The organism is Pseudanabaena mucicola FACHB-723, assembly GCF_014696385.1.
Taxonomy (GTDB): Bacteria; Cyanobacteriota; Cyanobacteriia; order Pseudanabaenales; family Pseudanabaenaceae; genus Pseudanabaena.
Genome location: NZ_JACJQB010000047.1, coordinates 1 through 25,028, shown reverse-complemented (window position 1 = coordinate 25,028; position 25,028 = coordinate 1). Strand labels below are relative to the sequence as shown.

Genomic DNA, 25,028 nt, shown 5'->3' with positions numbered 1-25,028 from the left:
AAGTGGCTCAATTAGTCTCACAGTAATTAGTTCGGATATGGTGATTCTTAGAATCTTCCCATTAGTTCGGATATGTGTAAATAATTCTGCATGGCTACTTAGAGGTCGCTTTGGTGTCGGCATGAAGATTTTGATTGATATGAATTTGTCGCCTGATTAGGTAAATTATTTTGCAGCATCAGGAATAGAAGCGATACATTGGTCGAGCGTGGGTAGTGCATCGGCAAAGGATCGAGAAATTATGGAATATGCTCTAGTCAATAGTTTTGTTGTGTTTACACATGATCTTGATTTTGGGGCAATTTTGGCGGCGACTCAGGCTGATGCGCCTAGTGTGTTACAAATTCGGACTCAGGAAACTTTTGCTGGTGTAATTGGAGATGTGGTAATGGCAGGTATTGCACAGTTTCGTGAAGAACTTGAAACTGGCGCGCTAGTTTCTATTGATATGCAGCGATCGAAGGTAAGAATTTTACCAATTCGCAAAAATTAGCCTTGTCCTCAAACAAACTTTTTCTTTTTTCCTTTCTACTTTTTCCTTGAATTTATGACAGATGCAGAGTTATTGGCAATAATCGCCCAAGCAGAACGTGAGGGCTGGACAGAACTCGATCTGTCGGGGAACGATCTGGAAGAATTGTCGAGCGAAATTGGACGGTTGCAAAGTCTGGAAAGGTTGATTTTAGGTAAGTGGGATGATGATGAGAAAAGGGGTGAAGGAAATAGGTTAACTGCTATTCCCCAAGAGATTTTTCAACTAACCAATCTCAAAGAACTTTATATTCCATTCAACCAAATCACGGCGATACCAGACGCTATTCTTAACTTGGCAAGTCTGACTACGCTTGACCTCTCTTGGAACGAGATAAAGGCGATACCAGAAGCGATCACTCAATTAGTAAATTTGACTACGCTTGACCTCTCTATCAACAAAATCACGGCGATACCTGACTCGATTGCCAACTTAGTAAATCTGACGGAGCTTCACCTCGATAACAACAAAATCACGACGATACCTGACTCGTTTGCCAACTTAGTAAATCTGACTACACTTTTCCTTTTTAACAATAAAATCACGACGATACCTGACTCGTTTGCCAACTTAATAAATCTGACGGAGCTTCACCTCGATAACAACCAAATCACGGCGATACCAGATGCGATCACAAATTTAGCCAACCTGACTACGCTTTCTCTCAGTGGCAATCAAATCACGGCGATACCAGATGCGATCACAAATTTAGCCAACCTGACTACGCTTTCCCTCAGTCGCAATCAAATCAAGGCGATATCTGACGCGATCACAAATTTAGCTAACCTGACTACACTTTTCCTTTTTAACAACCAAATTACGGCGATACCAGATGCGATCGCAAACTTAGTAAATCTGACTGCGCTTTTCCTTTTTAACAACCAAATCACGGCGATACCAGATGCGATCGCAAACTTAGCAAATCTGACTACGCTTTCCCTCGGCGGTAACCAAATCACGGCGATACCAGATGCGATCGCAAACTTAGCAAATTTGACAACACTTTTGCTCGATAACAACCAAATCACGGCGATGCCAGACGCGATCAGCTTAACAAATCTAACTAAGCTTGACCTCTCTAGCAACCAAATCACGGCGATACCTGACGCGATCAGCAACTTAGCAAATCTGACGGAGCTTTCCCTCTCTAACAACCAAATCACAGAGATACCAGACGTGATCGCCCAATTAAATCTGACTTCGCTTTCCCTCCATAGCAACCAAATTACGCAGATTCCTGATGTACTTGAAAATTTACCAAAACTAAAAAAACTAGATTTGCGGAGAAATCCATTGCCAATTTCTCCAGAAATTCTAGGCGTACAAGAACTTTATAAAGATCCTGGTGCAGTTAAAGATATCTTTAACTACTTACGCCAACTTCGTAGCGGTGAAGTCCGTCCGCTTAATGAAGCAAAGCTAATTTTGGTTGGACAGGGTAGCGTTGGCAAAACATCACTAATCAAAAAATTAGTTCACAATCGCTATAACCCCAATGAACAACAAACTGATGGTCTGAATGTAGAACCTTGGGACATACAAGTTAATAGTAAAGACATTCGCCTCAATGTTTGGGACTTTGGCGGACAGGAAATCTATCATGCCACCCATCAGTTTTTCCTAACCAAGCGTAGCCTTTATCTCTTAGTTTGCAACTGTCGCACCAGCGAAGAAGAGAACCGCATCGAATATTGGCTAAAACTGATTGAGAGCTTTGGCGATAAGTCTCCTGTGATTATCGTTGGCAACAAAAAAGACGAACAACCTCTCGATATCAACCGCAAAGCTCTCCGCGAAAAATATCCTAATATTCAAGCGATTATCGAAACCTCTTGCCAAGACAACATCGGCATTGATGAACTTCGCACTGCTATTTTGGAGCAAGTTGCCAATCTTAAAGAAGTTTACGATCTCCTACCTCTATCTTGGTTTGAGGTCAAGCAACAACTTGAAGCCATGACCGAAGACTTCATTAGCTATAACCGCTATATCGGCATCTGTCACGAGAATAAAATTCCTGAAGAAAACAACCAAGAGCAATTAATCGATTTACTCCATCGACTCGGCTTGGTTCTCAACTTCCGCGATCATCCCATTCTCAAAGGTACAAACGTTCTTAAACCTGAATGGGTAACAGAAGGCATTTATAAACTGCTTAGCGATGACATTCTCAAAACTGAAAACAAAGGCATCTTCACACTCGTAGATCTAAATCGCATTCTTGATTTAGATCGTTACCCCAGAGATCGGCATCATTACTTGATCGAGTTAATGCAAGAATTCAAGCTTTACTTTACCATCGATTGCCACCCACCTAAATTTCTTATCCCTGCCATTCTGCCTAAAGACGAACCACAAAACACCAGACTCCCAGACGATATCCTCGAATTTCAATATCATTACCGCATTCTACCCAATAGCATCATCTCCCGCTTTATCGTCAATACCAGCGACTATATCCACAATCAAACCTACTGGCGCAGTGGTGTAATGCTTTCCTATCCAGAATCGGGAGAAGTCTACAACATCGCTCGCATCAAAGCCGACACCGAAGACAAAAAGATCTTTATCGCCATTAGTGGGCGCAAAGAAACCCGCCGAGAATTTCTCGCCATCATCCGTAAAGAACTTAATAAGATCCACAAAAACTTTAGCAATCTTGATATCACTGAATGGGTGACTATTCCTGAACACCCCAAAATTGAGCCATTAAATTACCAAGATCTCTTGATCGCTGAAGATGTGGGAGAAACTGAAACATTTGTCCCCCAACTTAGAAGAAGGGTTAAAATTAACTTGCTATTGGATGGATACATTGACAAGAACGTTAGACGACAAGAAGCTAATGTAATAGTTAACAATATTAACAATGACTTGCGAGGTGCAAATATAGGAAATATGGCTAACACCATGTCAGATGATGCTCGACTATCTGCTAGTCAATTTACTCAATCTCGCGATGCAGATATTGAAGATGCTCAATGAAGTTACCTAATCTAAATTCAGCGTTTATCGATCGCAACAAACTCTGGAACTACAGCCTCAACCCCCAACACGATCGCGTTAGTTGTTATATCTTGAGGTAAAGCCAATGCTCACTTTAACCAAGCTTAATCTATTTGATATCGTTGCTCTAAAAACTGACCTCCCCCAACATCGCTTACTAGCAGGACAAGTCGGAACCATCGTCGAAATCCTTGCCCCTGAAGTTTACGAAGTCGAATTTAGCGATGATGATGGTCAAACTTACGCTACGCAAGCCCTAACTGCTAGTCAACTCCTAAAACTCCATTACAAACCTATGTCCAACAACATTCATCAATACGGCTCAGGAGATAATATTGCAGGAGATAAAGTCATCGGAGATAAAATTGGTACACAATTTAATAACCATCTCCAAGGCGCAAACATCGCCAACTTTGCTAATGAAGTCAAAGACAACTCACGTCAACAAGCCTCAAACTTCACCCAAACAAGCGGCGCAAGTGTAGCCGAACTATTAGATCTAATCAACAATCTACGTCAAACTGCCGCTCAGTTTCCCACAGAAATTCGCGAAGACATCACCATTGATATTGATGATGTCGAAGCCGAAATCCAGAAGCCAGAAAAAGAACGTAGTCTTCCCAAACTTAAAAAGCGTTTAGTTGCTTTACTTACTGCTATTTCCGTCATTGGCACACCAATCGCAAATATGACTGACTTCGCTAATAATGTTATGGAAATAGGTAATAAATTAGGGATTGAGCTAACCAAGATTTAGTAATGCTTTGCCCACGACCTTGCAACGCAGCCATAATTTATCGGTAAAAGCACAGAGGGTAAAGCATTTGCCAATTGATATTTGATTGGAGAGTTTAGAGATTGTGACGCAAATGTTCTACCCCTACATGAGGAAAATTCACTTTATGGAGATTGAATGAGGGAGAAACTATTGGCAAATTGCTCAAAGGTTTGTGAACCATCATCAGATTGAGAATTGGGTTGATAGTAGCTAACTGTATGGAAGAAATCATCAACTTCTAGAGTTAAAACTTTCACTTTCCACAATTGCGAACTTCCTGAAGTATCTGCGATCGCAATTTTAAACTCCTGCTTTGAACCCGACTTCGCGCCTTTCACCTTGGCATCAAAGGGGAGATTCACAACATCTTTAGGATTTTCAGAAGCAGTAGAGATGCGATTCTTGATGGGCTGTCTTGCCACCATCACATGTATTTGCTGACTTTGCTGTAGCTCTTGGATGATCTGGGCATTTGCGCCTTTAATTTCACGGCTCGGTGTGAAAATCACGGCACTTGCCCCTGAAGGCTCTAAACCGAGATCGATCGCTTGCCATGATGCAGGATATCGCAGCGTATAGCCAGCACCATTGTATTTAGCCGTTGCCGCTGGTTTCGCATCTTCAGAGCCACAAATTTCAATTTTGCTAGCATCTTGATTGGTTTGCAGGGTATAGCGGATGTCCTCGGCGATTAATTTGATTGCAAAGCCTGCCTGCGTGGGTTCAGAGGTTTGGCAAAGGTCATTAATATTGACGGATTGGGGTTGTTGCGACTCTGCCACAATTTTTAGGTTAGGCGATAAATTTAGCTGCGATCGCAAATAGTTAATTGACTTCTCGGTGGGGACAGATGGGGCTTGCTGACAGCCAATCGTAAAACCTGCGATCGCAATTGTGGCGAAATAGAGTTGAAACTTTGACATAGGATAAAACCAGATATATAGAAATCAAGATATGGACATTAAAACACTCGTATTTCCTGCGATCGTCACCATTGGCGCATTGCTCGTTTACTTTGGCTTAGGCATCGGGGTGGGCGTTGCCCGTTTCAAGTATAAAATCATGCCGCCACAAACCACTGGCAATGAAGACTTTGAGCGAGTCTATCGCGCTCATCAAAACACCCTTGAGCAAATTGTGATTTTTCTGCCCTGTCTATGGTTGTTTAGTATTTTTGTGAATCCTAATATTGGTGCAATTTTAGGAGCAGTCTGGATTGTAGGGCGCATCGCCTACGCATGGGGCTATTACATTGAGGCAAGCAAACGAGCCGCAGGGAATGCGATCGCATCTTTGGCAACCCTTGCCCTCATGTTCGGCACATTATTCAATCTTGTCAAAGGATTGCTCTTCCCCTAGCCTCAAAAAAACAGCCTGTGTAGTTTGCTATGCAAACTACACAGACTAGATTCTATCTTCAGCCATAGGGAGAAACCGAATAGAAAGTGCCATAATCACTTAACCAGTATTAATACTCAGTGTAGTTAGTAATATCAATATGTCTAAACTTGTCGCGATCGCCGCGAGCTTATATTTTGTAACCCTTGCTTACTTTGGATTTACCCCTGCTGCTTCGGCAAATTCACTTTCCCACTCACTCAATTCTGCGATCGCAACACCTATGGCACTTTTTTCATTTTCTGGTACACGTCCCGCTAACCTTGGCGTAGTCGATGGCAAACTGCTCGCCTGCCCTAATTCGCCCAATTGTGTTTCTAGCCAAAGTACCGACGCTGAGCATAAAATTGCACCCTTAACTTACACAGGCGATCCTGCTCAGGCTCTAGCCAATCTCAAATCGGTGATCAGCAGTATGCCCCGCACCAAAATTATTACTGCTGAAGGTAACTACATTTATGCTGAGTTCACCAGTGCATTGATGGGCTATGTCGATGATGTGGAGTTTTACCTCAATGCTGACAAAGGCATCATCGAAGTCCGCTCTGCTTCACGTTTAGGAGAGTCTGATCTTGGCGTTAACCGTACCCGCGTCGAAGCCATCCGTGCCCAATTTGCTTAAATTACGCCCATTTGCCAAATATAAAGACCGCAACCCATGGTCGCGGTCTTTATATTTTGTTATATCGCAAATAAACGATGCGTATCATTCAATCGATACCATTGAGATTTATGATTGAGTTTGATAAAAACACCGTTATTTGATTACTTAATTAGCTTATTTACAAGCTCAGGGAAATTTTATGGGAATAGCAGTCGGTCTCGTTGAGGTGCTAGGGCATCCTCCCGCCCTTTCTGTCGCTGACACAATGGTTAAAGCTGCCAATGTCACCTTAGTTGGCTATGAAAAGGTTAGCGGCGCACGCTTGACGATCATCATCCGTGGCCCAGTCAGTGATGTGCAGCAGGCTGTCGCGGCTGGTGTCGAAGCTGCCAAGAAAATTGAAGTCATGAGTTCCAAGGACAAAGCGCTATTCCTGTCCGCCACTGTTATTCCGCGTCCCCATGGCAACGTCGAAGCCATCACCAAGACCATGTGCTTCAGTGCTGCCCTTGGCGAATTTGCCTAAATAATTACCTAAATAGCGGTGCAGTGATCGAAGCAATGGTGATCAACACATGAAAATATTGGTTTTGCATGGACCCAATCTGAATATGCTCGGTCTGCGGGAGCCAGAGGTATATGGTCGCACCACCTTGGCTCAGATCAATGATCGCTTAACTCAAGACGCTCTAGAAATGGGCGCAGAGCTAAGCTTTTTGCAGTCCAATCATGAGGGGGTACTAATCGATGCGATTCATGGGGCTTTTCAGGTCACGCAGGGAATTTTGATTAATCCAGGTGGATTTACCCATACCAGTGTGGCACTCAGGGATGCGATCGCAGCCGTCAATATTCCCACCGTTGAGGTGCATCTCAGCAATATCCATAAACGCGAAGAATTTCGGCATCACTCATTTATTGCCCCGATGGCGATTGGTCAAATTAGTGGCTTTGGGGCAGATAGCTATTTCCTCGGCTTACGAGCATTAGTAAATTATTTAAATCGATAGCGCCATAGATGGCGATCACATAAATGCGATGACAGAAACAATGCATTATTGGCTTGTCAATGTGCGGATTCCCCAGTGTTTTATAGAGCCTGCGCTGCGAGATTTACAGCTAGAGACGAAACTCGCACCAACATTACAACGCGATCGTCTATTTCCCTGTCACGTAGAAATTCGTAATCACCGAATCGCCGCCATTGTTCCTAACTGCCACAATGCGCTGCCTTCACAAATTCCGACCGAGAGTTTGCCGATCATTGATGGCAAACAGGGGCTGGTGCTGCCTTGTTTTGCCGACCTGCATACGCACCTTGACAAAGGACATATTTGGGAACGCAGTCCTAACCTCGATGGCACATTTCAAGGAGCGCTCAAGGGTATTTATAGTGACTGTACTGAGCAGAAAAATTGGCACTATGACGATCTCTATCGCCGCATGGAGTTTGGTCTTAAATGTAGTTATGCCCACGGCACTAAGGCGATTCGCACCCATTTAGATTGTCCACCCCATCAGGTAGAAACCACATTTCAAGTATTTAAGGAATTGCGCGAAAAATGGCAGGGTAAGATTGCTTTACAGGCAGTCTCACTTGTACCGCTTTCCCATTTCGCCACACCAGAGGGGGCAAATTTTGCTGATGCGATCGCAGATTTAGGTGGCATCATTGGCGGCATTGCCCACATGGTTCCTGAACTTGATTATTACTTAGAACGCATTTTTAGCCTCGCCACCGAGCGTAATCTCAGTGTCGATTTTCATGCCGATGAAAATAATGATCCAGAGTCCCGCACGCTGCATCGCATTGCCGAAAACGCCTTAAAACATGGGTTTACATCGCAGGTTATTTGTGGACATTGCTGTAGTTTGTCAGTGCAGGATGAAGAAACCGCCAACCAAACCATTGCGATCGTCAAGGCTGCCAATGTGGGCATCGTCAGCTTACCGATGTGTAATATGTATCTTCAGGATCGAATTGCCGATCGTACTCCCCGTTGGCGTGGCATAACCCTAGTTCATGAGTTAGACGATGCAGGTGTGAGTGTTGCCCTCGCCAGTGACAACTGTCGTGACCCTTTTTACGGTTTTGGCGATCATGATCTATTGCAAGTTTTCAGCATGGGTACAAAAATCTGTCATCTAGACACGCCCTACGACAATTGGATTGAGTCCGTAACAAGTCGTCCTGCATCATTGATGGGATTAAAAGATGTTGGTACTATTGGCATCGATCAAGCCGCAGATTTCATTCTCTTCAAAGCTCGCAGTTATAACGAATTGCTGTCGCGCAATCAAAGCGATCGCCAAGTATTTCGAGATGGTGTTGCCATTGACACCACCTTACCCGACTATGCAGAACTCGATGCCTTAATTTTTTAACTGATGTTACGTGGAGCCCTCACCCCTAGCCCCTCTCCCGTAGGAGAGGGGCTAGGGGTGAGGGCTTTAGAAACTTCTAGCGAACGGCTTTTGCTTTTAGTTTTTTGCTATATCATCTCAATCTATATCTAGTTGCAGAAACTGAGCCACCCGATCATATTCTGCTGCAATATCTTCCAAAATGATCGATATTTCCTTGATATCAGCATTGGTATATTTCAACTGATTTTTAATAATCACACGACAGATTGATTGCAGTTTTTGACAAAGTTTCAAGAGTCGATCTGCGCCAAAGGTCGCACTTCCACCTTTGAGAGAATGATTTTCTGCTTCTAGCTTTACAAAGTCCCTTGCTTGGAATGCAGACTCCATATTCACAACGGCTTGAGCAGAATGTTCAATATAAGTCAGCAGTAAATCTGACAAGTTCTGTTTGCCAATAGAATCAGCAAGGGTATGCAGAATTTGTGGATCTAAAGTTTGTTCACGGGCAGGGATCGGTTGGGTTTGGTGACGCTCTGGCAAATTAATGACAGGACTATTTTGCAAAGCATTGACTAACCCTGTTGCTTGCAATGGTTTAGTCAAATAGTCATTCATCCCCGATGCTAAGGCAACTGCACGGGATTCGGCAAAGGCATTTGCTGATAGTCCAATGATCCAAGGTTGATGTTGTGGCAATTGGCGAATATGTCTAGTTGCCGTCAGTCCATCCATAACCGCCATTTGAATATCCATAAATACGAGGTCATAACTATGTTTGACAATTGCATCAACCGCTTGTTTCCCATTGCTTACACAATCGGGTTGATAGCCTAAATTAGTGAGCATCAACATCAAAACATGCTGATTTACGGGATTATCTTCGACAACTAAAATTTGTAATGGATATTGCTTCGCAAAATCATGATTATAGAGAACATGATCACTCTCATCAGCTAACAGAGATACAGCAGAATTATTTAATGGAAGTGTATTTTTAGGAGTAAAGATATTGGCAAAGGATTGATAGAGTTTCGATGCCGAGATCGGTTTAGTGATGCAGTCTCCCCAATACACAGAGTTAGAGCCTGTAGCTTCATTAACCATTAAGTTCACAGGATTGATCAAAATCACAGGTACATCGGGAAAGATTTCACGGATATTTTGCGCCAGTGCGAAACCATCAGCCTTAGATCCATCAGGATTAGATAAACGTCGATCGATTAAAACCGCATCAAAGCGTGAATTTACGAGATATTGCATTGCTTGCTCAGGAGAGGATACAGGATGCGTCGTTATTCCCCATGCCTGAGTATACAAAGCGATCGCTTCTTGACAGGAAGTATGAGCATTAATGCTTAAAATATTTCTACCCTGCAACTGTGCGGCGATTTCCTCTAACTTATTATCTGGAATAAATACAGATTGAGCGCGAATTGAGAAACTAAAAATAGAACCTTTGCCAACCACACTACTTACACCAATTTCGCCGCCCATCAGTTCACAAAGCTGCTTACAAATGGCTAGACCCAAGCCCGTGCCACCATATTGGCGAGTAATTGAACTATCAGCCTGACTAAATGCTTTAAACAATTTTGCGATCGCATCGGGGGCAATGCCAATTCCTGTATCGCTGACATCAAACTTCAACTCATAGGTATTGGTTTGAGGATCAATTAAATGAGCATTGACCTTAATCACAATTTCACCAGCACCAGTGAACTTAATGGCATTACTGACTAAATTGACGATGATTTGCCTGAGGCGAGTATAGTCACTAATGATATGTGATGGTACATCTAAACTAACTAAAGCCGTCAGTTCTAGTTCCTTTTCCGCAGTCCGTGCCGCCATCAATTCTAGAACTTCATCAATACATTGATGCAGCTTAAACGGCTTACTTTCTAGTTCACAATAGCCCGACTCAATTCTCGATAGATCAAGAATGTTGTTAATTACTGATAGTAAGACTTCTCCACCTTGCTGAATCGTGTTGACATATTGCTTCTGTTGTCTTGATAGAGGCGTATTTTGCAAGATCTCAGTCATGCCAATCACCGCATTCATCGGGGTTCGCAACTCATGGCTCATCACTGCTAAAAACTCACTCTTGGCTTGGTTCGCCGATTCAGCAACCTTTGCCGCCGCTAGTTTTTGTTCTGCTAATTTGCGATCGCTAATGTCTTGAGCCGTACCATATAGTCGCACCACTCTACCCTGTTCATCCCGTTCCGCATTACCAATCGCCTCAATATAGCGATAGGAACCATCGGATTTTGGCATTCGTAGCTCTAAATGGTATGCCTCGCCTGTGGCAATGGCTCTCTGGACAGCTTGATCGTGCTTAGGACGATCTTCCTCGACGTAATATCCCAAAACTTCTTCATACACAGGACAACCCAAGGCGCGGTCACGACCATACATCTGAAATAGTTCATCCGACCAGATTGTTTCGTCATCCAAAACGCTCCATTCCCAGTTACCGATTTTGGCGATACGCTGTGCCTTTGCTAGCATCGCCTCACTCTTTTGCAAAGTCTGCTCAATTTCTTTGCGATCGCTAATATCAAAAGCTGAGCCACTCACCACCTGAGTTTTACCATCCGTAGCCAAGCCACAATGAGCAGTATCCCTCATCCAAATTACCTTGCCACTTCTAGAAATCATCCGATATTCAGAGCAAAATGGTCTTTGTGTTGCCACTGCACGGGCAATTTCTTGCTTAACGCGATCGCAATCGTCTGGATGGATATAGTCAAACCAACTTCGCAAAAAGCTAATATCCCATTCTGAAGCAGGAATCTCTAACAAATCTCGTAACTGCGGACTGACATAGGCAAAATCTAACGAGTCATCAAGGGGCGCAATATACGAAACACTTGGAATTCGTTCCACCAAATAGCGATACTGCTCCATCCATCGATACAGGGTCGCATAGGATTGCTCAGCTTCATCTGCTTTTTGGATCATTTTTTGATAGCGGTGATCCTTTTGCAACATGATCTCAAGCTGCATCACAATCTGTTGAATGATCAACAGATCATCTTCATCCCAAGATTGATGCAGGATATCTTCCTCCAAGTCCGTATATTGATGGATCGTCAAAAATCCCCACAGAAAGCTATTTCCCCCACTTTCAGTCAAGGCAATTGGCACAAGCAAATAAGGCTTACCAGCAAATTTTTCGGCTAAATTAAACTCACATCTAGGGATCCCTGCCGTATCTAAATTAATAATCTGCCGCGCAATATCATGTCCCCATGGATATTCTGTACTCAAAATATTTTCAATATCTGTCGATGAGCAAGGCTGGCAATCCAAAGCGGTCGCTTCTGCTACAACTTTCCCCGTGATTTTTAATTGACTGTCGTTTTGGTGGGCAAGCCGATCTAGCTCATAAATAGAGACATGAACCGCCTGAACCAGATTTAATAACTTTGTGGTGACTTCTTGGAAAATATCCTGCGTATTGTCGGACAAACGCATACTCTGTAAAATTTCCAAACCAAGTAACATTCTTAGTCTGAGTGGTTCCATGTCTAGGCAATTACGGATTGTGTCTCTGAATGTGCAAATATTTTTAGCAAATGTTTATATTTTTTTTGATAAATTATAATTATCCTCATCTAAATTTAGAGAAAAGTTTAGACATAACAACACTTTGTTTACAGTTTGTAAGGTTTGTGTCATGGCAAAATCTGCCAGCCATAGTTTGGCAAGCCCAAAGCACTCTAACTCTAATGCATGTCCTTTCCCGTTAAAATCGCCCGCTAGATCACATTATGACATTTTTGTAACTAACTTGGGTGCCACCAGCAACACAGATGACATAGATTCAGCTTAACTACAAAAACCTTAAATAAACTGGAAGCTGGGCAATTTGTTAAACTTGCAGCAGTAACTTCACGCAACATCAACACCCAAGATCAACCATTATGCCTAGCAATCTGCTCCAGACTAAAGAGCTGTCAAATTTGGAATACAATCCTGTCTGCGATCGCTTTGACGAAACATGGGAAGCACCCCTATCAATCTTGTTAGGACTCGGTCGCGCCGCAGGTGCAGATTTTGTCGAATTTTTTTTAGAACGCAATAATTACATTAGTTGTCTTGCCGAAGATGACAGTATTACGAGCATCTCACCAAGACTATCTACAGGTGCAGGTATCCGCGCCTTTAAGGGCAAGGCTGATTGCTATGTCAGCACCAATGATTTGACCTTCTTAGGGCTAAAATCTGCCCTCGAACGCGCCCTCTCCATTCTCGGTTTACAGCTTCCTTCACAAAACTCGATTATCCCCTCGATTCAATTAGAACTATTTCGCGACTACGCCACCAAAAAGAATAAAGAATCATGGATTGCTCAATGTAGCCCAATGCGTGAGATGGGCGATATTCTCCTTGGCGCAAATCAACTCCTTGCCAAAAGAGGTAAACATGTCCAGTCCAGACGTTCGGGATATTTCCGCGATTGGCAAGAAATTCTCATTGCCGCTAGTGATGGCACATTTGCTAGAGACATTCGCCTCACACAATCTATTGGGTCTAATATTCTTTGTGCCGATGGCGTTCATCGCTCTTCAATCAATAAGCGCGTTGGTAAAACCAATGACCCCAGCTATCTCCGCAATTGGAACTACGAGCCTGTAGTGGATGAAATCGTTGAAGCCGCAGGACAAATGCTCTATGCCGATTATGTAGAATCTGGTTCCTATCCAATTATCATGGCAAACCAATTTGGTGGAGTAATCTTCCATGAGGCTTGTGGGCATTTGTTAGAAACCACAGGCATCGAAGCAAAAACTACTCCCTTTGCCGCTATGAAGGGACAGAAAATCGCCCATGAGAATCTAACCGCATGGGATGAAGGTCGTTCGGAAGAAGCCTTTGGAACCATTGATATGGATGATGAAGGAATGCCCACCCAGCGTACATTGTTAATTGAAAATGGAATTCTTAAAAACTTTATTAGCGATCGCGCTGGAGAATTACGCACAGGACATCCGCGCACAGGTAGCGGTCGTCGCCAGAGCTATGCCTATGCGGCAGCTAGTCGGATGCGGAACACCTACATTGATGCTGGAGATTTTGCCCTAGAAGATTTATTTGCCTCGGTAGACAGGGGCATTTATTGCAAAAAGATGGGTGGCGGCAGTGTTCTACCCACGGGTCAGTTTAACTTTGCTGTGGATGAAGCCTATTTAATCGAAAATGGTAAGGTCACCAAACCACTTAAGGGGGCAACTCTGATCGGTGATGCCAAGGAAATTATGCAGGAAATTTCAATGAGTTCTCGCGATCTAGAACTGGCTGCGGGTTTCTGTGGATCAGTTAGTGGTAGTGTTTATGTCACTGTTGGGCAGCCCCATATTAAAGTCGATGCGATTACAGTGGGTGGACGCTAGATTAAGCAAAATTAAGCAAACCAGAGGCTATATGCCTCTGGTTTTGAGTTACTTATGATTGTTTTTTAGCTACTCTTGAGCTATGCTTTTGCCTAAATCACAGGTTAATAGTTTTATACTAAACAAATAATTTATCTATTAATTTATCTACAACCGACATGTTTGGGTTCTAATCTCACAGAAAAGATAAATTTTTAACAAGAAACAATAGGCTTCATATCGTTATCAGTAACAGCACTGCAAGTTTTATATTGACATTAACTAAAATTGACCAACGGATCAAAAGGGGATCAAGTCGTGCCAGCAAATGAGATCGACACTTCTCAATCAACAGTGCTTGTCGTGAACAATGATCCCGATCTTGTTCAAGCACTCGCGTCGGCATTGCGCGAACGCGGATACATACCTAAAGTTTTTGTTGATAGTGCTGAGGCTTTGCTTGAGGTGCAAAATTGTGCGCCTAATTTGATCTTGATGACTACAGTCATGCCTGAAATGAGCGGCTATGAAGTTTGTCGTATCCTCAAAGCCGATACTTTTACGGAAGATATTCCTATCGTTTTTATCAGCAGCAATGAGGACATTCAAGAAAAACTGCAATCTTTTGAGTCTGGTGGTGCAGATCACGTAGTCCTCAAGGTAAATAATAAGGGTTACCAATTTGATGAATTATTTGCGCGGATTCATTTACATTTGCATCTTAGTCATCTGCAAATCAGACTTGAGCAAAAAAATCATGAACTTTCACAGGTTATCTTTGAGCGTGTAGGAATGCTCAAGCAGCTCCAACGCTCCAACTTGTTGCTCCATGCCCAAAAGGAAGCGGTTGTTGATGGAATTTTTGCGGTTGATGAACAGGGACAAATCGCCAGTTTTAACCATCGCTTCTGTGAAATGTGGGATTTGCCTCCTGATTTATTTACGGACGCTGCGATCGCTAACGAGATTCTCGACAAACCCTTATTGAGTTTAATTTTAACCAAGTCAAAACTTCCTGCCGAATTGGTTGATCTCTTAGAAAATACCTATGACAATCCCAATGCAGTCCAACAGGGAGAAATCAAATATTGCGATCGCACTTTTGACTACTACACCAGCCCCGTCAGCTCTGACAAAAACAAATTCTTTGGATTAATTTGGTGTTTCCGTGACATTACTGCCCAAAAGCAAGCCGAAAGTCACCAAAATCAATTAATGGAAGATTTACGGAAAGCAAAGGAGGAGGCCGAAAAAGCTTTGACCAGCAAGGCAGCTTTCTTGGCAATGATGAGTCATGAAATCCGCACACCAATCAATGGCGTAATTGGGATGACACAGCTTTTAGCGGGAACTGATCTCAATCCTGAACAAAACAAATTTGTGAGAACGATCCAAGTGAGCGGTGAAATGCTGCTTTCGGTAATCAATGATATTTTAGACTTCTCTAAACTAGAATCAGGTCGTTTGGAATTAGAAAATGAACCCCTCGATATCCGTGCTGTCATTGATGATATTTATGATGTACAGTTTGCTAAAGCTTCCGAAAAGAATCTAGACTTTCAGGTGAGCGTGCAATCCAACGTACCGCAATTTATCATAGGGGATGGAACAAGATTACGCCAAATCTTATTAAATCTAGTTTCTAATGCGATTAAGTTTACTGATTTAGGTTCAGTTCACATTGATGTGAGTCTACCATCAGGAAAAGCACCTGTTGGCGATCATTCCTTCCAGTTACTCTTTTCTGTCACTGACACAGGTATCGGCATTAGCGATGAGCAAATGCAGCGACTATTTCAGCCCTTCTCGCAAGCCACAGTTTCCACTTCGCGCAAATATGGTGGAACAGGGTTAGGACTAGTGATTTGCAAGACACTTGTGGAAAATATGGGTGGGAATATTGATGTCAAAAGTGAAGTCAATCAGGGTTCTGTGTTCTCATTTACGATCGCAACCAAAATTGAAAATGAACCACCAAACTACACATTACCAGAGACCAAAAAACAGCCTAGTCAGGACAAGAGTCGATTAGGTGATCGCGTTCCGTTAAAGATCTTGATTGCGGAAGATAATTTGATTAACCAAGAATTAGCGATGGCAATGTTGATCAAATTAGGCTATTTCCCTGATGTGGTTAGTAATGGGCTAGATGTGTTAACAGCTCTACGGGAAAAGCACTATGACCTCCTGTTACTTGATGTCCAAATGCCAGAGATGGATGGTCTTGAAACCGCAACCTATTTAGTAAATAGTTGGGATGAATTGAATGTTGACTACGAGCGCCCGACAATTATTGCGATGACTGCTAGTGCAATGCAGGGCGATCGCGAAATGTGTCTTCGCGCAGGCATGGATGATTACATTAGTAAGCCAATTATGATGGAATCGCTGCAACGTACCATTGAGAAATGGGCAATCGGAATGATGCAAAGTCATGGCATCGCTGAAGCTAATGTAATTGATACAGATATGCCAATCATCAATAATCAGGTGATTGATAAAAGTGCGATTCAAAATCTGGAACAGATTAATCCCAAGCTGTTAGGTCGCATGATTAATCTTTTTATCCATGAAGAATCCCCTGTACTATTACAAAATTTGCGACGGGCGATTGACAAGGATGATCTACAGGACGTTAGTTACAATGCCCATACCCTCAAAGGTAGTAGCAACATTTTAGGGGCAAAGATTCTTGGGGATCTCTGCTTGGAAGTTGAAATTAAGGGAAAACGTGGTGATCGAGAAGGCTTACCCCAACTCATGGCAGACATTGAGTCGCAATATCAGGCTGTATGTCGAGAGCTAGCCAAACTAGAAAGTTAGAATAGTAGTTGCGACGAATATCATTCTAACAACCCAATTTTTCTATGCTCTCTATCCAAAATCTTGGCTATCATCCCCCTGCCACTCCTGAGGCGATTCTCAAAAATATTTCTTTTGAGCTACAGGATCACCAGTTAGGACTGATGGTGGGGCCAAGTGGATCTGGTAAAAGCACCTTGCTGGAGATCTTAGCGGGATTTGTGGAGTGGTCAAGTGGCGGTATTTATTGGAAGTCTCAGGAGTTAATGCCCGATCATTTACAACAAATTTGTGGTTTGGTGTTTCAATTCCCTGAGCGACATTTTTGTGGCAGTACGATTTTAGAAGAGCTGCGTTTGGGGCATGTTGATCTCGATAGCGATCGCATTAGTGCGGCACTAAGTGCAGTCGGTTTAAACCATCTAGATCCTAGCACTTCACCTCAATCCCTTAGTGGTGGGCAACAGAGACGTTTAGCGTTAGCGGTGCAGTTGATTCGTCAGCCCAGTTTGTTATTACTAGATGAACCAACTGCTGGCTTAGACTGGTCAATGCGTAAACAAATTTTAGGAATTTTGAAGGATCTCAAAAAAGACTGGACGATCTTAGTCGTGACCCATGAGCCTGAAGAACTTAGCGAAATGGCAGATCAGGTGTGGAAAATTGCCAATGGTACAGTTGCTAAATAGATAAATGACATAGGCGGAGCGATGCGCCACCTATGCCATTGATCTACGCGCCAACAAAAACTTATTGCCGAATTTATTTATGGCAGCACATCGACATTTGTGACATTTGTGCAATGATAAAAATACACAGAAAAAGCCCACTGTTTCCAGTGGACTAGCATTTTTGTGTTGAGTGCCGATATCTTAAATCATTTTGTGGTCAAAGATATTAAGATTTTTGCCTGTTTAAATGATTTTTTTGCGATTTTGATCGCGACATCTCTAGAACCAGCAGTTCTAAAACCTACTGCTATCAATGATTCTCGAAAGTGTAACTACACTTTCGAGAATCAAAAAAATAAACCCAGTCGGGTGAAAAATTCGCAACTGCATGTCCTCTATGTTTCTCACCATGACTCTAATCATTATTTGCTAACTGCGACCTATGTCCGAAGAAGCCAAACTCCCCTCACCACCTGAAGTAGCCCCTTCGCCCTTTAAAAACCTTACAGGCGCGGCGATCTCTGCGACCCTCGCGACAGGACTCTATTCATTTACGAATATGGTGGCGCATAAGTTAGCCTCAGCACCACTACAAACCACTAATACACTAGCCAATCGCATTGCGACCCTCGTCCGTACTTTGTTATTGGCGGTGGGTACAGGAGCAACCATGATTTTTGCCGTGATTGCCGTGGGCTTGGTGTTGCTCACCTTTAAGCAAGTATTTATGTCGCTATGGCGTAAACCCCAAACATAAAAACCATACCCTTTGAGTATGGTTTTTATGTTTTAGTCGCTATTCCGTCCAGTTCATGACGACACCTTGCGATCGCAAAAGCTCCTGTAGTTCACCAATGCGATTGCGATCGAGGACAGCTTGCGGGCTGAGATCAGGATTATTTTGCATCGCAATCCATGCCGCCGCCACACCAGCCGCCGATCCTGCTGACCACTCACCCACATGAATACGAGTTGCACCGTTGACAATGTGACTCACTGCCATCGACTTACCCCCAATCAGTAAGTTATCAATGCGCTGCGGAATTAAACTTTCAAAGGGCAAGATGATTGGGCGTACCTTATCCTCATTGGCAGGCGCGGCACTAGGTGACTTGGAAGGCTCCCAGTTGCGATAACGGCAGCCATGCATATCGATCGCATAATGGGTTAACCCAATCGAGGTGGGCGTAAAGTCACGAGCGCCCTCCATATCATTACGAATATCCTGCTCACGCATCATGAACTCAGTTTGTCCATAGGCTGCGCGTCCCAAAATGCGCCGACCTTCACGGATATAAGGATACATACTCAGCCCTGACTCAGTGGGCATAGGGCTATCAAAGCCTGACATTAGCCGTAATGGAAACTCTGCGGATGCGTATTTTTCGATTAACCATTCGGCAAACAGGAGGGCGTGGTTTTCTCCATCCTTGAGCGCACCTGTATCTAAGCCACCCATCCAGTTGTGCTGTTGTCCCGATTCACGAATTTGTTTGTCAGTCAAAATCAGGGGTGGATTCATAATTCCCCAGTCATTGCCGCGATTCCAGTTCACCACTGTCATATCACCACTGGCAGGAGTGGCGGTGAAGGGATCATCTCGCTTCATGCTGACAATGCGGCGATAGTTAAACATACTGTTGCCCACAAACATGGGAAATCTGCCCAAGTCATAGTCAAGGCGATGTTCTTCCCGTGAATAGCCAGGCTGAACTTTGCTCAGTTCCTTGAGCGATTGTCCATTATCATCAGCAATTTTGAGGACAAAGGGAAAGGTGAAAGCTTGGGTGCATTCAGGATTATCGGCAACTGCATGAACTTCACCTGTGGTCTCGAAACCTTCTGCGCCAACACGATGGGGTAAATTTGCCCAAGCAATTAACTCCGCCGTATCGGTTGCATCAATCACCATCAGTTGTTTACCTGCGGGAGCCTGTAAACGAATTGCCTTTTTCTCGAATACCTCGTCGGAATTCCAAGTAAACCAGCTCTTTAGCTCACGGGATAAACGCCCCTTGGCGATGTAGTTGGGATCGCGAGGAATCCGGCGCACTGCATGAATTGACGTAATGCGATCGCCTTTGGCGTTAAAGCTTGCGCCCTTAAAAGCGATTTGTGTCCCCCATCGACTTTGGGGGGCTGAGCGCTGGGACTCTCGCAAAAATTCTTCTGAAGCGAGTTCACCTGAATAGGGTGTAAAGCAAAGATTACCAACCCAGCAACTATTGGTATCGGCAACCACGGCTCCCGGTTTGAGATAGGAATATTTTTCGGGTAGTGCGGGTTGACTAGCAATAATATTTTTAAAATGTGTCCAGCTCAGGGGAAACTCCTGACGGTAACGCATTAGCAAAGATTCATCGATGGCACTCACACCCTGTGAGCTAACCTGCCCCCCTAGCATTGGGGTTAGCTCAATTAAGCAAGTTGTTGCGCCTGTTTTCATGGAGTGATAGGCCGCAGCAACGCCACCTAGTGAGCCACCCACAACGGCGACCTCACATTCCCATACTTCCGCATCGGCGGGAGGTGGTGGATTGAGGAGGGGATAACCATTGTTGTCAAATAGTTGAGTCGGAGCGTTTTGTGATTGGGAAATTGAATCAGGGGAGGGCTTAGGTTTGTCAGAGATTTGCCAATTACGGGCAGCAGCTCCGCTCAGTACCAATCCTGTAAATATGAGACCTAGAGCGTATCGCAATTTAGGGTGGGTAGATTTTGGTGGATGCTGACCTTCATCATTGATCCGATCACTAAAATGTTGGGGTTGTTTCTTTGGCTCGCTCATAACTCACTGCTATTTGATGAAACGGGAAGCTGCTGTCCTTATGCCAACAGTCTGTACTTGCACAGCATAGTTTTAAGATTAATGTAAAGACGATGACACAGGATACATTTAAGTGTATGTAAATTTGCTGCCAAATAAAAACGACAATTCTTATAGTTTCTATAACAAAAATTCGCGATCGCAAATCACCTTGATAATTACCAAAATTTTGGAATTTGTAAATTTAAAACTGGTAGAGACTCTCTCTCAGCAGATTTTCAGCAATATGACCGTTGCCACGGTGACATCGGCTACATTTGAATAATTTGAGTAGCAGCTGAGCGAGCATCCATGGAAAAGCGATCGGTGGCGATTAATCGCAAGGCTAGAGAATGCCAATGGTAATCGCGATAATATTGAACAATAAATATAATTTTAATGATTGTGGCAAAATTAAAGTTAGGGATAGGGGGAAATGCAAACCTATTTTTTGCTTGATAGGATCGGTGAGTACAGAGGTCTGCATTAAAAAAATACTAGTTTAACGAGAAAAAACGCAACGGTCGCTTAGCAAATTAAATATGACAACCTTAGAAGAGACTAAATTTGAAACCTATACGTTAGGTGCAGCAACCTTTGATTTAAGCGGTTTACCCAAGGAATATTACACCCTTGTTGATGGCAGCAAGAGCATCACTTGGGTGCAGCCAATTTTCCAAGCTCTCGGACTCAAGTCTTTATTAGCGGCTTCCTTGCCGATGGAATCCTTCACCCATGCTGTCATTCGTGGCAAAGACTATACGGCGGTGGTAATCAAGCAACAAGGTAGTTATTTAGCCCTATTGATCGATCCCTATATCGACATATCTGGTGATGACTTTTTGCAGTGGGCGCAGGCTTTTGATGCCACGGCATTATCAAAAAATCCTCGATTTCAAGTTATTTAACCCTTTTCTTTTGGCTTTGCAACATTTCCGACAAACTCTAATTGCAACTTTAGATTAAACCGATCGGCAATAGCCTGAAAATATTGTCTAGTCATTTCGCGGGTCATGCCTACGGTTTGTTCTTCGTATTTTGTGATCGCAGCATTGACCTGCCCATTGATATGTTGATCCACATCAACCCTACGACCTTGTTCATCAAGGGGAATTGAGCGTTGATCATTTACCTCAGCCGACCGAACCCGACGGTCAATTGCAATCTGTCGTGGTTCTGGTAGTTTCACCCGAAGTGTGCGCTGATTGTTCTCAATAATTACGGAAATGTCAGCATCCTTGAGGGGATAGCCATAGAACACACTCGCTACATCATTGCGAATATAAATATCATCCTGAGTAAAGGGAAACCTGATCCCAAAAAATTTTTTATCAATATAGTTAACGTAGTTGACGCTATAGATTGCCTCTAGGTGGGCAAGATAGGGCGTATCTTGGCGAATTTTGGTGATGATGGTTTCTTCGAGCTGTTTCTCTGGGACTGGAGCAGGCTGACAGCTCTGCAACAGCACTATCCCTACAGCCAAACCTAAGAGTGCTCTGATCGATACCATCGGTTTTATTGTTTAATACTTGCGTTATCTGGCACTGAGCAGTAAATCCTGAGATACCCAGTCAGCACCCGCCGACTATTTTCGGCGATTTTTTGCCATTGCCCATCCTGTCCTAGTTTAGTCAATATTTCCACGCGATTGCGTCGCTTACCCGCCGAGTTATTTTCATCAAAGGCATCACATTCCCTTTGCGTATACTCCCCCTTAATGTCTGATTTAACCGTATTGGTCGAGAGAATCGTGGGATTGGGCATTGATTGGAAATCGTCTTTACAAGCGGCTTCTTGATATTGCTCAAACAACTTCCAGACATCCTCATAGCCAATGCCAACTTCATATTGCCGCGAGCATAAGCCCTGCACTAAGCCACTGTTTTCCGCCCTTTTGTAATCAAGGATGGGCATGTAGACAAAGGTGGTAAATAGTTTGTCGGCTCTCTTGGGTGGTGATGCCCGAATATCAATAATTTGCTCGCCTTTAGGACGAAAATTTTCTAAAAATGCAGTAAAAACTGCTGATTGCTGAAGGTAGAACCCACCAATGGCAATAAAAATGCCAAAGATGAGTCCTATCACGATCAGCTTAGAATGCTTCATGTATTTATAAAGTATGTCCCATGCGCTTGGGGATCGACTCAGTAAAGTTTTTGGTGATTTGGGATAAAGAGACTGCGATCGTAATATTTTGATCGACTGCAATTGTCAAATCCTTGTCCGCATCGGTGACAGTGCCAATATGTTGCCAACTATTACCCATGACACTATTCAGGTGCGATTCCCATGCACTGCGGTCAACCTCTTTGACTGAAACTACAATCCGACTTGCGCCTTCACCAAACAGAATTTGAGTGAGATCCTGTGCCTCAGCATTAGCTAAATTGATCTGTGCCGTGAGCTTGCCAGAGATACTTGATTCGGCAATAGCGACGGCTAGACCACCTTCAGAACAGTCATGGGCAGATTGAACTAAGCCCTGAGCAATGCCTTGGCGACAGGCTAATTGCACCTTACGCTCTAGCTCAAAATCAACAGGCTGAGGACGACCCGTAACTTCGCCAATCACTGAGGCGAGATATTCCGAACCAGCCAAACTACTGCGATTGCCACCGATCAGATAAATAGCATCGTCCACAGCTTGCCAACCCTGACCAACGACTTTGGTGACATCTTCCACTAGCCCGACCATGCCGATCACAGGGGTGGGGTAAATTGGTTGGGCATTACCTTCAGCGTCAATGGTTTCGTTGTAGAGCGACACATTGCCACCCGTTACAGGTGTGGACAACTCCCGACATGCCTCAGCGATACCGCGACAGGCTTCGTGCAGTTGCCAATAACCGATCGCATTTTCAGGACTGCCAAAGTTTAAATTATCAGTGACAGATATCGGATCAGAGCCAACACAGGATAGGTTACGGGCTGCCTCTGCCACCGCCAGCTTTGCGCCTTCGTAGGGGTCGAGATAGACATAACGGGCGTTGCAATCGACGGTGGCGGCAACTCCTGCCAAAGAGTCAATTTGACATTGTGTCGAATTTAATTCTCCCGCACCAAAACCTTGACTGCGTAACCGAATCACCGCCGCGTCAGCTCCACCGGGAAAAATTACCGTATTGTTTTGGACTTGGTGATCGTATTGACGATAGACCCATGCCTTTGAGGCGATCGCAGGGGTATCGAGTAATTGCAAGAGAGCATCATTGGGGTTAATTGTGGGGAAATTTGCGATCGCAGCTTTCTCATCCCAAGCCCAAGCCGCCTTAGCATAGTTGGGTGTATCCGCAAGTTGACGATGATAAATCGGCGTATTGTCTGCCAAAGCCGTCGCAGGAATTTCCGCCGCCACTTCACCATGCCAGAGAATCCGCACAATCGGTTCTTCTAAAACCTCACCAGCTACTACCGCATGAAGTCCCCAACGCTCAAAAATATCGATTAATTCCTGTTCTCTACCCTTATGGGCAACAAATAACATCCGTTCCTGTGACTCCGACAGCAGATATTCGTAAGGAGTCATTCCTGATTCTCTCGCAGGAATCTTGTCGAGATCGAGGGACACACCAACGCCACCCTTGGCAGCCATTTCTGAAGTAGAACAGGTCAAACCTGCCGCACCCATATCCTGCGCCGCCACAACTGCGCCTGTTTTAAAAGCTTCTAAACAAGCTTCCACTAACGATTTTTCTAAAAATGGATCGCCCACCTGCACCGCCGAGCGATTCTGTTCGGATTTGCCAGAAATTTCCGTACTAGCAAAACTCGCTCCCTTGATCCCATCGCGCCCCGTAGTAGAGCCAACATAGATTACAGGATTGCCCACACCCGCAGCACCCGACTTGACGATTTCCTTGGTTTCCATAATCCCAATCGCCATCGCATTCACGAGCGGATTACGGTTATAGGCTTTATCAAAATAAACTTCGCCGCCCACCGTAGGAACGCCGATACAGTTACCATAGCCAGCAATGCCATTAACAATGCCGTTAACGCGACTGCGTACCCAAGGGTCAGACAGTTCGCCAAATCTTAATGAATTGAGAATTGCCACGGGACGCGCTCCCATCGTGAAAATATCGCGCAAAATCCCGCCCACGCCTGTCGCTGCGCCCTGATAAGGTTCGACAGCCGAAGGACGGTTATGGCTTTCGATTTTAAAACTAATCGCAATATCATCCGTAATCTTGACCACACCTGCATTTTCTCCCGGCCCAACCAAAATGCGATCGCCTGTGGTGGGAAATTGCTTGAGCAAAGGACGCGAGTTTTTGTAACAGCAATGCTCTGACCACATTACGCCAAACATTCCCAATTCAGCTTTGTTGGGTTCACGACCAAGGCGATCGCAAATCATTTGATATTCATCGAGGGTTAAGCCCTCAGATTTGATCTCGGCTGATGAAAATTTGGGAGATGGATTAGTTGCGGTCATGGGTAAGGACAAATCTTTGGCTTGCGATGTTCATCTTATCGCAACAACCTAAGTACAGGACAAAAAGTTGCAAAAGTAGAGAGAAAGGGGTTTTATAAAAGATAACCACATCTAACCATAAAACCCCTATCAAAGAGATTAACCTATTCCGAGAAATGTTGCAGCAGCATCTGCAATGGAATGCAGCAAGACTAGCATTTGTGTCGGCATTTCTGATCGCGCTAATACGAGTAAGGACA

At 44.0% G+C, this 25,028-nt stretch carries 18 protein-coding genes and 2 pseudogenes; 14 read left to right on the top strand and 6 right to left on the bottom strand.

Features of this window, described 5'->3' with window-relative positions; translation table 11 throughout:
• Nucleotides 1-172 precede the first annotated feature (172 nt).
• The 3 genes and pseudogenes from H6F41_RS16180 to H6F41_RS18805 all read left to right on the top strand — a co-directional run.
• A pseudogene (locus H6F41_RS16180) lies at nucleotides 173-493 on the top strand (DUF5615 family PIN-like protein); the annotation flags it as partial.
• A 54-nt stretch (nucleotides 494-547) separates the two neighbouring features.
• Nucleotides 548-3,517, top strand: coding sequence for a leucine-rich repeat domain-containing protein (locus tag H6F41_RS16175; protein ID WP_190404504.1), 2,970 nt, complete (start codon nucleotides 548-550; stop codon nucleotides 3,515-3,517).
• Nucleotides 3,518-3,623: 106 nt separating this feature from the next.
• Nucleotides 3,624-4,295, top strand: coding sequence for a DUF4926 domain-containing protein (locus H6F41_RS18805; RefSeq protein WP_199288806.1), 672 nt, complete (start codon nucleotides 3,624-3,626; stop codon nucleotides 4,293-4,295).
• A gap of 143 nt (nucleotides 4,296-4,438) precedes the next feature.
• Here H6F41_RS18805 and H6F41_RS16160 read toward each other — a convergent pair whose 3' ends face one another.
• Entirely contained in the window at nucleotides 4,439-5,239 is an 801-nt protein-coding gene (locus H6F41_RS16160; RefSeq protein ID WP_190404503.1) for a hypothetical protein, read from the bottom strand.
• 31 nt (nucleotides 5,240-5,270) lie between these two features.
• On the opposite strand from H6F41_RS16160, the gene H6F41_RS16155 reads away from it, so the two are divergent.
• From H6F41_RS16155 to H6F41_RS16135, 5 genes are all read left to right on the top strand, one after another.
• Nucleotides 5,271-5,675, top strand: a complete 405-nt coding sequence (locus H6F41_RS16155; protein ID WP_190404502.1) for an MAPEG family protein — start codon at nucleotides 5,271-5,273, stop codon at nucleotides 5,673-5,675.
• 262 nt (nucleotides 5,676-5,937) lie between these two features.
• Nucleotides 5,938-6,336: a DUF1499 domain-containing protein gene (locus H6F41_RS16150; RefSeq protein WP_408962548.1), complete on the top strand. Its 399-nt coding sequence runs from the start codon at nucleotides 5,938-5,940 to the stop codon at nucleotides 6,334-6,336.
• A gap of 181 nt (nucleotides 6,337-6,517) precedes the next feature.
• Nucleotides 6,518-6,844 carry a carbon dioxide-concentrating mechanism protein CcmK gene (locus H6F41_RS16145; protein ID WP_190404500.1) on the top strand — a complete coding sequence of 109 codons (327 nt, stop codon included), beginning with the start codon at nucleotides 6,518-6,520 and terminating at the stop codon, nucleotides 6,842-6,844.
• A gap of 49 nt (nucleotides 6,845-6,893) precedes the next feature.
• Nucleotides 6,894-7,328, top strand: coding sequence for a type II 3-dehydroquinate dehydratase (aroQ, locus tag H6F41_RS16140; RefSeq protein ID WP_190404499.1), 435 nt, complete (start codon nucleotides 6,894-6,896; stop codon nucleotides 7,326-7,328).
• A gap of 28 nt (nucleotides 7,329-7,356) precedes the next feature.
• A complete protein-coding gene (locus tag H6F41_RS16135) occupies nucleotides 7,357-8,703 on the top strand; it encodes a cytosine deaminase (protein ID WP_190404498.1) in 1,347 nt (448 codons plus the stop codon).
• A gap of 117 nt (nucleotides 8,704-8,820) precedes the next feature.
• Here the strand turns inward: H6F41_RS16135 and H6F41_RS16130 are convergent, their stop codons facing one another.
• Complete coding sequence (locus H6F41_RS16130; protein ID WP_190404497.1) at nucleotides 8,821-12,222, bottom strand: response regulator; 3,402 nt, start codon at nucleotides 12,220-12,222, stop codon at nucleotides 8,821-8,823.
• Between the two features lie 398 nt (nucleotides 12,223-12,620).
• On the opposite strand from H6F41_RS16130, the gene H6F41_RS16125 reads away from it, so the two are divergent.
• The 4 genes from H6F41_RS16125 (at nucleotide 12,621) to H6F41_RS16110 (ending at nucleotide 18,299) form a co-directional block, all read left to right on the top strand.
• Complete coding sequence (locus H6F41_RS16125) at nucleotides 12,621-14,090, top strand: TldD/PmbA family protein (protein ID WP_190404496.1); 1,470 nt, start codon at nucleotides 12,621-12,623, stop codon at nucleotides 14,088-14,090.
• Nucleotides 14,091-14,387: 297 nt separating this feature from the next.
• Nucleotides 14,388-16,892: a response regulator gene (locus H6F41_RS16120; RefSeq protein WP_190404495.1), complete on the top strand. Its 2,505-nt coding sequence runs from the start codon at nucleotides 14,388-14,390 to the stop codon at nucleotides 16,890-16,892.
• 44 nt (nucleotides 16,893-16,936) lie between these two features.
• On the top strand, nucleotides 16,937-17,560 hold the full coding sequence (locus H6F41_RS16115; RefSeq protein ID WP_190404494.1) for an ABC transporter ATP-binding protein: 624 nt from the start codon (nucleotides 16,937-16,939) through the stop codon (nucleotides 17,558-17,560).
• 424 nt (nucleotides 17,561-17,984) lie between these two features.
• Nucleotides 17,985-18,299, top strand: coding sequence for a DUF3082 domain-containing protein (locus tag H6F41_RS16110; protein ID WP_190404493.1), 315 nt, complete (start codon nucleotides 17,985-17,987; stop codon nucleotides 18,297-18,299).
• 39 nt (nucleotides 18,300-18,338) lie between these two features.
• Here the strand turns inward: H6F41_RS16110 and H6F41_RS16105 are convergent, their stop codons facing one another.
• The gene (locus tag H6F41_RS16105; protein ID WP_190404492.1) at nucleotides 18,339-20,330 is read right to left on the bottom strand and encodes an FAD-dependent oxidoreductase; all 1,992 of its coding nucleotides are present in this window, start codon (nucleotides 20,328-20,330) and stop codon (nucleotides 18,339-18,341) included.
• Between the two features lie 560 nt (nucleotides 20,331-20,890).
• Here H6F41_RS16105 and H6F41_RS16100 point away from each other — a divergent pair.
• A complete protein-coding gene (locus H6F41_RS16100) occupies nucleotides 20,891-21,256 on the top strand; it encodes a hypothetical protein (protein WP_190404491.1) in 366 nt (121 codons plus the stop codon).
• On the opposite strand, the gene H6F41_RS16095 is transcribed toward H6F41_RS16100, so the two are convergent.
• From H6F41_RS16095 to purL, 3 genes are read right to left on the bottom strand one after another with little or no spacing between them, the layout of a single operon-like run.
• Nucleotides 21,253-21,861 carry a hypothetical protein gene (locus H6F41_RS16095; protein WP_190404490.1) on the bottom strand — a complete coding sequence of 203 codons (609 nt, stop codon included), beginning with the start codon at nucleotides 21,859-21,861 and terminating at the stop codon, nucleotides 21,253-21,255. The two genes, H6F41_RS16100 and H6F41_RS16095, sit on opposite strands and share 4 nt — an antisense overlap.
• A 5-nt stretch (nucleotides 21,862-21,866) precedes the next feature.
• On the bottom strand, nucleotides 21,867-22,457 hold the full coding sequence (locus H6F41_RS16090) for a hypothetical protein (RefSeq protein ID WP_190404489.1): 591 nt from the start codon (nucleotides 22,455-22,457) through the stop codon (nucleotides 21,867-21,869).
• 4 nt (nucleotides 22,458-22,461) lie between these two features.
• Nucleotides 22,462-24,789: a phosphoribosylformylglycinamidine synthase subunit PurL gene (gene purL, locus H6F41_RS16085; RefSeq protein WP_190404488.1), complete on the bottom strand. Its 2,328-nt coding sequence runs from the start codon at nucleotides 24,787-24,789 to the stop codon at nucleotides 22,462-22,464.
• Between the two features lie 128 nt (nucleotides 24,790-24,917).
• Here purL and H6F41_RS19515 point away from each other — a divergent pair.
• A pseudogene (locus H6F41_RS19515) lies at nucleotides 24,918-25,028 on the top strand (IS4 family transposase); the annotation flags it as partial.

Excerpts from the sequence above, each read along its gene's own strand:
- H6F41_RS16175 (WP_190404504.1), top strand. The coding sequence starts at position 548 with ATGACAGATGCAGAGTTATTGGCAATAATCGCCCAAGCAGAACGTGAG.
- H6F41_RS18805 (WP_199288806.1), top strand. The coding sequence starts at position 3,624 with ATGCTCACTTTAACCAAGCTTAATCTATTTGATATCGTTGCTCTAAAA.
- H6F41_RS16160 (WP_190404503.1), bottom strand. The coding sequence starts at position 5,239 with ATGTCAAAGTTTCAACTCTATTTCGCCACAATTGCGATCGCAGGTTTT.
- H6F41_RS16155 (WP_190404502.1), top strand. The coding sequence starts at position 5,271 with ATGGACATTAAAACACTCGTATTTCCTGCGATCGTCACCATTGGCGCA.
- H6F41_RS16150 (WP_408962548.1), top strand. The coding sequence starts at position 5,938 with ATGGCACTTTTTTCATTTTCTGGTACACGTCCCGCTAACCTTGGCGTA.
- H6F41_RS16145 (WP_190404500.1), top strand. The coding sequence starts at position 6,518 with ATGGGAATAGCAGTCGGTCTCGTTGAGGTGCTAGGGCATCCTCCCGCC.
- aroQ (WP_190404499.1), top strand. The coding sequence starts at position 6,894 with ATGAAAATATTGGTTTTGCATGGACCCAATCTGAATATGCTCGGTCTG.
- H6F41_RS16135 (WP_190404498.1), top strand. The coding sequence starts at position 7,357 with ATGACAGAAACAATGCATTATTGGCTTGTCAATGTGCGGATTCCCCAG.
- H6F41_RS16130 (WP_190404497.1), bottom strand. The coding sequence starts at position 12,222 with ATGGAACCACTCAGACTAAGAATGTTACTTGGTTTGGAAATTTTACAG.
- H6F41_RS16125 (WP_190404496.1), top strand. The coding sequence starts at position 12,621 with ATGCCTAGCAATCTGCTCCAGACTAAAGAGCTGTCAAATTTGGAATAC.
- H6F41_RS16115 (WP_190404494.1), top strand. The coding sequence starts at position 16,937 with ATGCTCTCTATCCAAAATCTTGGCTATCATCCCCCTGCCACTCCTGAG.
- H6F41_RS16110 (WP_190404493.1), top strand. The coding sequence starts at position 17,985 with ATGTCCGAAGAAGCCAAACTCCCCTCACCACCTGAAGTAGCCCCTTCG.
- H6F41_RS16105 (WP_190404492.1), bottom strand. The coding sequence starts at position 20,330 with ATGAGCGAGCCAAAGAAACAACCCCAACATTTTAGTGATCGGATCAAT.
- H6F41_RS16100 (WP_190404491.1), top strand. The coding sequence starts at position 20,891 with ATGACAACCTTAGAAGAGACTAAATTTGAAACCTATACGTTAGGTGCA.
- H6F41_RS16095 (WP_190404490.1), bottom strand. The coding sequence starts at position 21,861 with ATGGTATCGATCAGAGCACTCTTAGGTTTGGCTGTAGGGATAGTGCTG.
- H6F41_RS16090 (WP_190404489.1), bottom strand. The coding sequence starts at position 22,457 with ATGAAGCATTCTAAGCTGATCGTGATAGGACTCATCTTTGGCATTTTT.
- purL (WP_190404488.1), bottom strand. The coding sequence starts at position 24,789 with ATGACCGCAACTAATCCATCTCCCAAATTTTCATCAGCCGAGATCAAA.